Consider the following 10990-nt stretch of genomic DNA (forward strand, 5'->3'; position numbering starts at 1 on the left):
CGTTGTGTATAAGAGACAGCACCCGGGCCGCCGCGCAGGGCGCCTTCGGCGACGACCGGGTGTACGTCGAGCGGTACCTGACCGACGCCCGGCACGTCGAGGTGCAGGTGCTCTGCGACTCCCACGGCAACGGAGTGCACCTGGGCACCCGGGACTGCTCGGTGCAGCGCCGACACCAGAAGCTGGTCGAGGAGGCACCCGCACCGGCGCTGGCCCCGACGATCCTGGACGCCCTGGCACGCACCGCCCTGCGCGGCGCGCTCGAGGTCGGCTTCACCGGGGCCGGGACGGTGGAGTTCCTGGTGGACGGAGAGGGCCGGTTCCACTTCCTGGAGATCAACTGCCGGATCCAGGTGGAGCACCCGGTGACCGAGATGATCACCGGAATCGACCTGGTGCACGAGCAGTTCCACGTCGCGGCCGGGACGCCGCTGCGGTGGCGGCAGGAGGACGTGCGGTTCACCGGGGTGGCCGTCGAGTGCCGGGTCAACGTGGAGGACCCGGATCGCGGGTTCGTCCCGACCCCCGGCCGGCTGGAGCGTTTCGTGCCGCCCGGCGGTCCGTTCACCCGGGTCGACACCCACGGGCACACCGGTTACCTGGTCGGCCCGCACTACGACTCGTTACTGGCCAAAGTGGCCGTCTGGGCCCCCGACCGCGACCTGGCCCTGAGCCGGCTGGACCGGGCCCTGCGCGAGTTCGAGATCACCGGTCCCGGTGTGCGGACCACCATCCCCTTCGTCCGGCGCGTCCTCGACGACGCCGACTTCCGCAAGGGGAGCTACTCCACCGGCCTGGTCGACCGGATGACCGCCGGACCCACCCCCGCCCATCCGAGGAGGAACCGATGACCGTCACCGATGGCCGCTCGCTGACCGCGGAGATCACCCACATCCTGGTGACCAACTGCGGGCTCGATCCCGACGCGGCCGCCCGTGCCCCGGCGGCCTCCCTGGAGGAACTGGGGATGGACTCGCTCGCGCTGCTCGAACTCTCCGCCGTGGTCGCCGACCGGTGGCGGGTGAGCATCCCGGAGCAGGCCGCCCAGCTCACCATCCCGGCCGTCGCCGAGTTGGTCGCCCAGCAGACCGACCCACCGGCCCCGGCCGCCGACCCGCCCGGGCACACCGAGAACAGCATCGTCATCGCCGCGCCGCTGGACCTGGTCTGGTCGGTCACCAACGACGTCGCCGGCTGGCCCGAGCTGTTCACCGAGTACGCCAGAGCCGAGATCCTCGGCCTGGACGGCGACACCGTACGGTTCCGGCTCACCATGCACCCCGACGAGAACGGGGTGGCCTGGAGTTGGATCAGCGAACGCACGCCCGACCCGGCGACCCGGCAGGTGCGGGCGCTGCGGGTGGAGACCGGACCCTTCGAGTACATGCGGATCCACTGGACCTACACCGAGGAGCCCGAGGGCGTCCGGATGACCTGGGTGCAGGACTTCGCGATGAAGCCGACCGCCCCGGTGGACAACGCCGGGATGACCGAGCGGATCAACACCAACAGCGTGGTGCAGCTCGCCGTGATCAAGGACCGGATCGAGCGGCTGGCACGGGAGCGGGCCGCCACGGTGGCGACCGCGTCGACAACCGGAGGCGACGATGAGTGATCTGGCACTGGTGGCCGCCCGGGACGTACCCGCCGACCGCCGTCGCGGCGGTGAGCTGCGCGTCCTGCTCGGCCCACGGACCGTCGGTAGCACCTCGGGGTTCATGGGCGTGGCCACCATGGGCCCGGGGGAGCGGATCGCCGAGCACTACCACCCGTACAGCGAGGAGTTCCTCTACGTCGCCCGCGGCACGATCACCGTCGACCTGGACGACGAGCCGGTGCTGCTGACCGCCGGTGAGGCGCTCTTCGTGGCCCGCAACGTCCGGCACCGGCTGCGCAACACCGGCGACGAGCCCGCCGAGGTGGTGTTCCACCTCGGTCCGCTGGCCCCCCGCCCGGAACTGGGCCACGTCGACACCGAGGTGGCCGACGAGCGGAACGGGTCGTGACCGGGCGGCGCACGGTGGTGACCGGGGTCGGCGTGGTCGCTCCCGGTGGCGTGACCCGGGACCGGTTCTGGAAGGGCATCACCGAGGGACGGACCGCGACCCGGCGGATCAGCTTCTTCGACCCGTCGCCGTTCCGCTCGCAGATAGCCGCCGAGTGCGACTTCGACCCGGACGCCGCCGGGCTGACCCCGGCGCAACGGCAGCGCGCCGACCGGTACGTGCAGTTCGCGCTCGCCTGCGCCGCCGAGGCGGTCGTCGACAGCGGGCTGGAGTTCACCGACGCCGAGCGGGACCGGACCGGCGTGGTGCTCGGCACCGCCGTCGGCGGCACCATGGCCCTGGAACAGGAGTACGTCACGGTCAGCGACAGCGGACGGCGGTGGCTGGTCGACGCGGCGCTCGGTGGCCCGTACCTCTATCCGGCCCTGGTGCCCAGCAGCCTGGCCGCCGACGTGGCCTGCCACCACGGTCTGCACGGCCCGGCGCAGGTCGTCTCCACCGGCTGCACCTCCGGGATCGACGCCATCGGGTACGCCCACCAGCTCATCGCCGACGGCGAGGCGGACATCGTGCTGGCCGGCGCCGCCGACTCGCCGATCTCCCCGGTCACCGTGGCCTCCTTCGACGCCATCAAGGCCACCAGCCCGGACAACGACGACCCGGCACACGCCTCGCGTCCCTTCGACGCCGACCGGCACGGCTTCGTGCTCGCCGAGGGGGCGGCGGTGCTGGTGCTGGAGGAGGCCACGCACGCCCAGCGGCGCGGCGCGCACGTCTACTGCGAGGTGGCCGGCTACGCCAGCCGCAGCAACGGCTACCACATGACCGGGCTGCGTCCGGACGGTGTGGAGATGGGTCTGGCCATCACCGACGCGCTGCGGCAGGCGCGGCTCGCGCCGGAGGACGTCTCCTACATCAGCGCGCACGGCTCGGGCACGCGGCAGAACGACCGGCACGAGACCGCCGCGTTCAAGCGGGCGCTCGGACCGGCCGCGTACCGGGTGCCGATCAGCTCGATCAAGTCGATGGTCGGGCACTCGCTGGGCGCGATCGGCTCGATCGAGATGGCGGCGTGCGCGCTGGCCATCGAGTTCGGGGTGGTGCCGCCGACCGCCAACTGGACCACCCGCGACCCGGAGTGCGACCTGGACTACGTGCCCAACGAGGCACGGGAGGTGCCGGTGGACGTGGCGCTCTCGGTGGGCAGCGGCTTCGGCGGGTTCCAGTCGGCCATGCTGTTCCGTCGGCTCGGTCGGGAGGTGGCCCGGTGACCGCCCCCGCGTACGGCGGCACGACGACCGGCCGACCGTACGGCGACGGCACGGTGGCCCGCGCGGTGGTGACCGGCATCGGTGTGGTCGCGCCCAGCGGGGTGGGTGCCGACGCGCACTGGCGGACCGTGCTCGCCGGTCGGCGCCGCACCGGGCCGATCACCCTCTTCGACGCCGCCGGCTACCCGACCCGCCTCGGTGGCGAGGTGGCCGACTTCGACCCGTCCCGGTACGCCGACAACCGCGCCCTGGTGCAGACCGACCGGTGGACCCACCTCGGGTTCGCCGCCACCGGACTGGCGCTGGCCGACGCCGGGCTGCCCGAGCAGGCCCCCGACCCGTACGCGTGGGCGGTCACGTTGGCCAGTTCCTCCGGCGGCAACCTGTTCGGCCAGCGGGAGCTGCAACGGCTCTGGTCGTCGCCGAGCCGCACCGTCGGGGCGTACCAGTCGATCGCCTGGTTCTATGCGGCCAGCGTCGGGCAGCTCTCCATCCGGCACCAGGCCAAGGGTCCGTGCGGCGTGCTGGTGGCCGAGTCGGCCGGTGGCCTGGACAGCCTCGCCCACGCGGTCCGCACCGTACGACGGGGTGCCTCCGTGGTGCTCGCCGGGGCGACCGAGTGCCCGCTGAGCCCGTACGCGCTGGCCTGTCAGCTCCGGTCCGGCCTGCTCAGCGGCGAGACCGACCCGGAGCGGGCCTACCGGCCGTTCGACGCCGGAGCCAGCGGCTATCTGCCGGCCGAGGGCGGGGCGGTCTTCGTGGTGGAGGAGTGGGGTCACGCGGTGGCCCGGGGTGCCCGGATCTACGGCGAGGTGACCGGGTGGGGCGCGACCCACGACGCCGCGCACACCACCGCCGAGTCCGCCGGGGACCCGGGGCAGTACGCCCGTGCCATGCGGCTGGCCCTGGGGCGGGCCGGGGTGGAACCGGCCGAGGTGGACGTGGTGATCCCCGACGCGCTCGGGGTGCCCCGCTACGACCGGGCCGAGGCCGAGGCGCTGCGGTCGGTCTTCGGCGGACTCGCCCCGCCGGTGACCACCCACAAGTCGCTGACGGGGCGGGCGCACCAGGGCGGTTCGGCGCTGGACGTGGCCACCGCGCTGCTCGCCTTCGCGCACGACACGCTGCCCGCGTCGGCCGGCCCGGACACCGTGGCTCCCGGCTGTGACCTGGGCTTCCTGCGGGCGGCCCGGCGTCCGCGCAGCCGGTTGGCGCTGGTCTGCGCCCGAGGGTTCGACGGATTCAACAGCGCGCTGGTGCTGCGCGGCGCGCCACCGAGCGGAACGGAGTAGTGATGACGTCAGGAGAGCGCGGGGACGGGACGGGCCCGCCGCGAGGCCGGGTGGTGTTCCTGGTCCGGGTCCCCGCCGACCGCACCGAGGACTTCCTGCGGGCGTACGAGGCGGTGCGCCATCTGGTCGCCGACGGGGTGCCGGGGCATCTGGTCGACCAGGTGTGCCGCTCGGCGACCGATCCGGAGCAGTGGCTGATCACCAGCGAGTGGGTCAGTCTGGCCGACTTCGAGGCGTGGGAGCGCAGCCCCGAGCACCGTGACCTGGTCCGGCCGATGCGGGAGTGCTTCACCGACGCCCGCTCGTTGCGGTTCCAGGTGTACGCACAGACTCCGGTCCCGGCCTGAGCGGACACCCCGGATCGTACGTTCGGTCACCTGGTGTGTACCGGGAGTGGGCACACGGACCTGATCCTGCCCGCTGAAGGGGGCGTCGACAATCCCGCCAGTCGCCCTTTCTCCTTAAGCCATTTGCATCTGGCAATGCGCGTTCCGGCTGCCGTACGGTTCCCGCAGCACTGGCGAGACACGTTGTTCTCGCGTCGACACAGGACGGTGGCGATTCACATGACGGGCCCGCTGTACCTCCCGACCGAGTCGAGTCGGCCCGTACCCGCCGACCCGTTCGGACGTCCCGTCGGCGAGTGGCGACCGGAGCGGGTTCGCGGTGGCCGTGCCGAGGGCGCGGGCGGGGAGTCGACCTCGCCGCCCGTCGGTCCGGCGGTGGGAGCGGTCCCGGCCGGCGAGTGAGGCCCGCCTGGCGAGAGATCCCGCCGACGACCACCTCACACCGGCGACCGTCCACATCGGCTCGTCGACGTTCGCGTGCCACCGCCGTGGGAGCGCTTCACCGGCTCCGGCAGTGGTGACGTAACGGATTAAGGCGTACCCGGCCGGGTCGGCGAGGGTGGTTCCTCCGATGCCGACGATCCGGGACTCGTTCGGTCTCCGCACACTTCACAATGCCCGAAACCGGGGTCGGTCGTTTGGTCCGCCGACGCTGCCCGAAAGGGCAGAACCCAAGCTCTCCGGCCGTGACGAATCCGCCGGAGGGTTGTGGGCGGCCGGGTATGCCGGGATATTGCTGTGATCAATCCCCCTGATGCCTCACACCGGCCTGCGTGGCCTTGTCGGTGATTGGAGACCGCGTGTCCACACAGGTTCCCGACCGATGCGCCCTGCCGGCGTGCGACCACAGACCGGCGCGGGCGCCGAGGAGTCTGTGGTGACAGGCGGCAGCATCCGCAGTCGGCTCGCCGCCATCATCGCCCTGCCGGTGGCGGCCGTGCTGCTCCTGCTCGGCTACGTGACGGTCGTCGAGGTGTCGTCGTACCAGGCCGTCCGCAAGGCCAGCGAGTCGGTCTCGCTCGCCCTCCAGGTGCAGGACCTGACCCAGGAGTTGCAGGTCGAGCGTGGCATCAGCGCCGCGCTGCTCGGTGGCAACGAGGGCTTCCGCAACGAGGTCGCCCCGGCCCGCGAGCGGGTGGACGAGCGTCGCCGGGCGGTCGAGGAGGCGATCTCCGACGGACCGGTGGCCGACCGGGTCGGCGCCGCACTGCGGGAACTCGACGGACTCGACGTGGTGCGGTCCGCCACCGACAGCGGCAGCGCCGGCCGGGCCGCGACCTTCGACTTCTTCACCGAACGCATCGCCGCCCTGAACCGCCTCGACTACGACCTGGACCAGGCCGAGGACCCGCAACTGCAACGGCACGTGGCGACCCTGACCGCGTTGAGCCGGATCAAGGAGAGCACCGCCCAGCAGCGCGCGTTCCTCAACGGGGTCTTCTCCGCCGGTGGTTTCGCCGACGGCGAGTTCCTCCAGTTCGCCGAGATGCGCGCGGCCCGCGACACGGCGCTGGCCGACTTCGAGGAGCGGGCCACCCCGAGCCAGCGGGCCGCCAACGACTGGGTGCTGGACACCGGCGCCGCCCGGGTGGCCGGCTTCTTCGAGCAGGTCGCGCTCGACTCCGCCGACGGCCGTCGGGTGCAGGTCAACCCGCAGGCGTGGTGGTCGGCCCTGACCACCGTGCTGGACGGCATGCGCCACATGCAGGAGTACGTCGGCGCGGAGATCGAGGCGCGGGCCGCGGAACGGCAGGGCGAGTCGACCCAGCGTCTCTTCGTGCTCGGCGCGTTGGTGACGTTCTTCCTCGCCGGTGCGGTGGGTCTGCTGGTGCTCGCCTCCCGGTCGATCACCAGGCCGTTGGCGAAGCTGGCCGCCGAGGCGCGTGACCTCGCGGCCAACCGGCTGCCCGTCGCCGTGCGGCAGCTCCAGGACGGCACCGAGGAGAGCGAACCCCGGGCACCGGACCCGGTCCAGGTGCCGGCCCGCTCCAGCACCGAGGTCCGCTCGGTGGCCGGTGCCCTCGACCAGGTCCAGGCGGTGGCCTTCCGCCTCGCCACCGAGCAGGCGGTGCTGCGTCGCAGCACCACCGAGTCGCTGGCCAACCTGGGCCGACGCAACCAGAACCTGCTCCGCCGTCAGCTCAGCTTCATCACCAAGCTCGAACGGGAGGAGACCGACCCGGCCGGGCTGGCCAACCTCTTCGAACTGGACCACCTCGCCACCCGCATGCGCCGGAACGCGGAGAGCCTGCTGGTCCTGGTGGGGGCCGGCGGTCCCCGCCAGTGGACCCGCCCACTCGCGATCGCCGACGTGATCCGGGCCGCCATCTCCGAGGTCGAGGAGTACCGGCGGGTGCAGATCCGCCGCATCGACGACGCCTGGGTGGTCGGCGCCAACGTCAGCGCGGTCGCCCACATGCTCGCCGAGCTGGTCGAGAACGGGCTGACCTTCTCGCCGCCGGACTCCGACGTGGAGATCCAGGGCCGGCGCAGCGGGCAGGGCTACCTCGTGGCCATCACCGACCAGGGCATCGGCATGTCGCCCGAGGACATGGCCGAGGCCAACGCCCGCCTGCGTGGTGAGGTCGACTACGTCTCGGCCCCGACCCGCTACCTCGGCCACCACGTGGTCGGTCAACTCGCCCGCGACCTGGGCATCGACGTCCAGCTCGCGCCCTCCCCGGTGACCGGGGTGACCGCCCGGGTGATGCTGCCGGCCACCGTGTTGACCAACCGGAACGCGATCGCCCCGGACGACGGGGCGGCCGGGGTCGGCACCACGCCCCACTCCCCGGGTGCGGGTACGCCCGGCGGGCGGATCGGCCGCCGCCCGCCACCGGCCTCGGACTCGCCCGGTTCCTTCGCCCCCGGCCAGGGCTTCGCGACCCGGGAGGCGAGCACGAACTCCTTGCGCAGCGGATGGCCCTCGAACTCCGGCGGCAGCAGCAACGGTCGCAGATCGGCGTGCCCGGCGAAGTCGATGCCGAACATCTCGTGGGTCTCCCGCTCGTGCCAGGCGGCACCCGGGTAGACCGACACCACCGAGTCGACCGTGGGCGTGGCCCGGGACACCCGGGTCCGCAGCAGCACCCCGTGCCGGTGCGTGGTGGACCAGAGGTGGGCCACCACGTCGAACCCGTCGGCCAGCTCGTCGACCGCGGAGAGCCAGTCGAAGTAGTCGCAGGCCAGCTCCGGGTCGTCCCGCACCGCGAGCAACGCCGCCCGCCACTGCTGCGGGGGTACGTCGACGGTGGCCCGGGAGTGCGCCTGACCCCCGGAGAGCGTCGCGGTGGCCTCGACGGGGGCGAGCAGTGTGACGAGCCGCCGGCCGACCTCTTCCGGTGTCATGCCGCTGATCCTAGGGCGTGTCCGGCCGCCCGTGCCCGGCTGCGAGCCGGGTCCTGCGGTCGGTGACCCGGCCCACGGCCCGGCCGGTGGTGCGCGGCCGGGTGGAGATCCCGGCTTTGCCGGCGGCGGCCCGTCGGCGCCCGACAGGATGGGCCGGTGCGCGCTGTGACCGTGACCCCGGGAGTACCCGGCTCGCTGCGACTGCTCGACGACTACCCGGAACCCGCCACCGAGGAGGGGGCGATCCTGGTCGAGGCCGTCGCGGTGGGAGTCTGCGGCACCGACATCGAGATCATCGACGGGCAGTACGGCGAGGCGCCGCCCGGCGCCGACCGGCTGGTGCTCGGACACGAGTCGCTGGGCCGGGTGCTGGAGGATCCGACCGGCACGCTGCAGACCGGTGACCTGGTCGCCGGGATCGTCCGGCACCCGGACCCGCTGCCCTGCCCGAACTGCGCGGTGGACGAGTGGGACATGTGCCGCAACGGCCTGTTCACCGAACACGGCATCAAGGGATTGCCGGGGTTCGCCCGCGAGCGGTGGCGGCTGCAACCCCGGTTCGCCGTCGGCCTCGACCCGGAGCTGGGCGAGGTGGGCGTCCTGCTCGAACCGACGAGCGTGGTGGTCAAGGCGTGGGACCACATCGACCGGATCGGGCGGCGGGCGGAGTGGCAGCCGCGTACCGCCCTGATCACCGGTGCCGGGCCGATCGGCCTGCTGGCCGCCCTGCTGGCCAGCCAGCGGGGGTTGTCGGTGCACGTGCTCGACCTGGCCAGCGACGGACCCAAACCGGCGCTGGCCGGTGCACTCGGGGCCACGTACCACTCCGGGCCGGTCGAGGAACTCGACTTCGAGCCGGACGTGATCGTCGAGTGCACCGGCGCACCGGTGGTCGTCCTGGAGGCCATGTGCAAGGTCGCACCGACCGGGATCGTCTGCCTGGCCGGGGTCTCCAGCGGCGGCCGGATCATCGACTTCGACGCCGGTGCGCTCAACCGCACCCTGGTGCTGGAGAACAACGTCGTCTTCGGGTCGGTGAACGCCAACCGGCGGCACTGGGAAGCCGCCGCCGAGGCGTTGGCCCGCGCCGACCGGGACTGGCTCGGCGCGCTGATCACCCGCCGGGTGCCGCTGTCGGAGTACGCCTCGGCCTACTCCCCCGGCCCCCAGGACATCAAGGTCGTCATCGACTTCGGCGCCTGACCGGCCTCCCGGAGCTGCTACACGCCCGGCAGTTCACCGTTGCGGAACAGGTCCACGAAGAGCTGATGGTCCTGCCGGGCCCGCACACCGTACGCGTGGGCGAAGTCGACCAGGTGCGCGACGAAGCCGGCGGGGTCCGCGTCGACGGCCGCGACGATCGCCTCCTCGGTCGAATAGTCGACCAGGTCGTGGCTGGACTCGTCGTCGGCGACCGAGTGCATCCGGGCGACCGCCCGACCGAGGTCGGCCAGCACCCCGGCCAGTTCTTCGGGCTCGTTGACGTCCGCCCAGTCGAGGTCGGCGGCGTACGGGGAGACCTCGGCGACGAGTTGACCCACCCCGTCCAGCTCGGTGAAGCCCACCCACGGGTCGGCGTGCGCCTGGAGGGCGCGCTGCGACTCGGCCGTCCGGTGGCCCTGGTGGCGGAAGTAGCCACGGACGCGCTCGTCGTCGACGTAGCGGGCGACCGCCGGGACCTGGGCCTGCTTCATGTAGATCAGGACGTCGTTCTCCAGCGCCTGGGTGTGCCCCTCCAGCAGCAGGTTGTACGACGGCAGCCCGGCCGAGCCGATCCCCACCCCCTTGCGCAGCACCACGTCCTTGATCTGCGCCGCCACCGGCCGGGTCTGGGTGCTGGCGGGCAGCGTGTCCAGGTAGTCCTGGAAGGCGGCGCAGACCCGCGCCCGGACGTCGTCGTCCACCTCGTACACGCCGTCGCGCAGCGAGAACCGCCGCTCGTACTGGTCCACGGTGGTCTGCTCGCGCAGCAGGTCGACCCGGGTGTTGAGGCGGGCCTGCTGGAGCACCCGGCGCAGGACGCCGTCGGCGTTGTCCAGCGTGATGGAACCGATCGCGTCGTCACCGCCGGCGGCGATGGCCCGCAGCTCGGTCAGGTAGTGCTCGGCGAACGCCGTCACCAGGTCGCTGATCACCCGGTCGGAGAGCGCCTTGGTGTAGCCGATCAGGGCCACGCTGGCGACGAAGCGCCGCAGGTCCCAGGTGAACGGCCCGACGTACGCCTCGTCGAAGTCGTTGACGTTGAAGACGAGTTGGCCGGAGCCGTTCATGTAGGTGCCGAAGTTCTCCGCGTGTAGGTCGCCGTGGATCCACACCCGGCTGGTCTGCTCGTCCAGGAACCGCTCGTCGGCGAAGTCGCCACGCTGGTCGGCATAGAAGACGCTGGCACTGCCCCGGTAGAACGCGAACGGCGACGCGGCCATCTTGCGAAACTTGCGCCGGAAGGCGGCCGGGTCGAGCGCCATCAGGGTGCCGAACTCCTCGGTCAGCACCTTGACGATGAAGGCGGAGCGCGGCTCCGCGAAGTCGGTCATGACCGCACGCTAGCGCTCGGCCGCCACCGTGGCGGCGACCGCGCCGAGCGGGGTGCCCCGCTGGCCCCGGATCGGGCGTCGCCGCGAGTTTCAGGAGGTCGGAGGGCGTACCGGCGGGGCGGTGAGGGAGGCCGCGTCGCGGGGTGGCACAGCCGGTGAGGCGCCGTCGGCGGGCCGCGCGTCGGCCGGTGG

General features: G+C 72.6%; 8 protein-coding genes and 3 pseudogenes. 9 read left to right on the forward strand and 2 right to left on the reverse strand.

Translation table 11 applies throughout. The features are described from left to right. From EYA84_RS17270 to EYA84_RS17305, 8 genes and pseudogenes are all read left to right on the forward strand, one after another. Positions 1 to 851 (forward strand): annotated as a pseudogene (locus EYA84_RS17270) (acetyl-CoA carboxylase biotin carboxylase subunit); the annotation flags it as partial. Further along, positions 848 to 1615: an SRPBCC family protein gene (locus EYA84_RS17275; RefSeq protein WP_131054093.1), complete on the forward strand. Its 768-nt coding sequence runs from the start codon at positions 848 to 850 to the stop codon at positions 1613 to 1615. The pseudogene EYA84_RS17270 and the gene EYA84_RS17275, both read left to right, overlap by 4 nt. Continuing rightward, positions 1608 to 2006 (forward strand): cupin domain-containing protein, encoded by a 399-nt coding sequence (locus EYA84_RS17280; RefSeq protein ID WP_131054094.1) that lies wholly within the window; start codon positions 1608 to 1610, stop codon positions 2004 to 2006. The genes EYA84_RS17275 and EYA84_RS17280 overlap by 8 nt, the downstream gene beginning before the upstream one ends. After that, positions 2003 to 3277 carry a beta-ketoacyl synthase gene (locus EYA84_RS17285; RefSeq protein ID WP_131054095.1) on the forward strand — a complete coding sequence of 425 codons (1275 nt, stop codon included), beginning with the start codon at positions 2003 to 2005 and terminating at the stop codon, positions 3275 to 3277. The genes EYA84_RS17280 and EYA84_RS17285 overlap by 4 nt, the downstream gene beginning before the upstream one ends. Positions 3278 to 3330: 53 nt before the next feature. Further along, on the forward strand, positions 3331 to 4569 hold the full coding sequence (locus EYA84_RS17290) for a beta-ketoacyl synthase N-terminal-like domain-containing protein (RefSeq protein WP_131054101.1): 1239 nt from the start codon (positions 3331 to 3333) through the stop codon (positions 4567 to 4569). 2 nt (positions 4570 to 4571) lie between these two features. Then, positions 4572 to 4916: an antibiotic biosynthesis monooxygenase gene (locus tag EYA84_RS17295; protein WP_131054096.1), complete on the forward strand. Its 345-nt coding sequence runs from the start codon at positions 4572 to 4574 to the stop codon at positions 4914 to 4916. 219 nt (positions 4917 to 5135) lie between these two features. Further along, complete coding sequence (locus EYA84_RS17300; protein WP_131054097.1) at positions 5136 to 5318, forward strand: hypothetical protein; 183 nt, start codon at positions 5136 to 5138, stop codon at positions 5316 to 5318. Positions 5319 to 5739: 421 nt separating this feature from the next. Next, positions 5740 to 7575, forward strand: a pseudogene (locus EYA84_RS17305) (nitrate- and nitrite sensing domain-containing protein); the annotation flags it as partial. A gap of 80 nt (positions 7576 to 7655) precedes the next feature. Here the strand turns inward: EYA84_RS17305 and EYA84_RS17310 are convergent. Further along, a pseudogene (locus tag EYA84_RS17310) lies at positions 7656 to 8264 on the reverse strand (NADH-quinone oxidoreductase subunit C); the annotation flags it as partial. A gap of 156 nt (positions 8265 to 8420) precedes the next feature. Here EYA84_RS17310 and EYA84_RS17315 point away from each other — a divergent pair. Continuing rightward, a complete protein-coding gene (locus EYA84_RS17315) occupies positions 8421 to 9467 on the forward strand; it encodes a glucose 1-dehydrogenase (protein ID WP_131054099.1) in 1047 nt (348 codons plus the stop codon). A gap of 17 nt (positions 9468 to 9484) precedes the next feature. On the opposite strand, the gene EYA84_RS17320 is transcribed toward EYA84_RS17315, so the two are convergent. Further along, on the reverse strand, positions 9485 to 10798 hold the full coding sequence (locus tag EYA84_RS17320) for a DUF2252 domain-containing protein (RefSeq protein WP_131054100.1): 1314 nt from the start codon (positions 10796 to 10798) through the stop codon (positions 9485 to 9487). Between the last annotated feature and the right edge of the window lie 192 nt (positions 10799 to 10990).

This window comes from Verrucosispora sp. SN26_14.1 (assembly GCF_004307965.1).
In the GTDB taxonomy this organism is placed as follows: Bacteria; Actinomycetota; Actinomycetes; order Mycobacteriales; family Micromonosporaceae; genus Micromonospora.

What these genes read in the sequence shown, in the direction of transcription:
- EYA84_RS17295 (WP_131054096.1), top strand. Translation starts at nt 4,572, where the DNA reads ATGACGTCAGGAGAGCGCGGGGACGGGACGGGCCCGCCGCGAGGCCGG.
- EYA84_RS17275 (WP_131054093.1), top strand. Translation starts at nt 848, where the DNA reads ATGACCGTCACCGATGGCCGCTCGCTGACCGCGGAGATCACCCACATC.
- EYA84_RS17300 (WP_131054097.1), top strand. Translation starts at nt 5,136, where the DNA reads ATGACGGGCCCGCTGTACCTCCCGACCGAGTCGAGTCGGCCCGTACCC.
- EYA84_RS17280 (WP_131054094.1), top strand. Translation starts at nt 1,608, where the DNA reads ATGAGTGATCTGGCACTGGTGGCCGCCCGGGACGTACCCGCCGACCGC.
- EYA84_RS17320 (WP_131054100.1), bottom strand. Translation starts at nt 10,798, where the DNA reads ATGACCGACTTCGCGGAGCCGCGCTCCGCCTTCATCGTCAAGGTGCTG.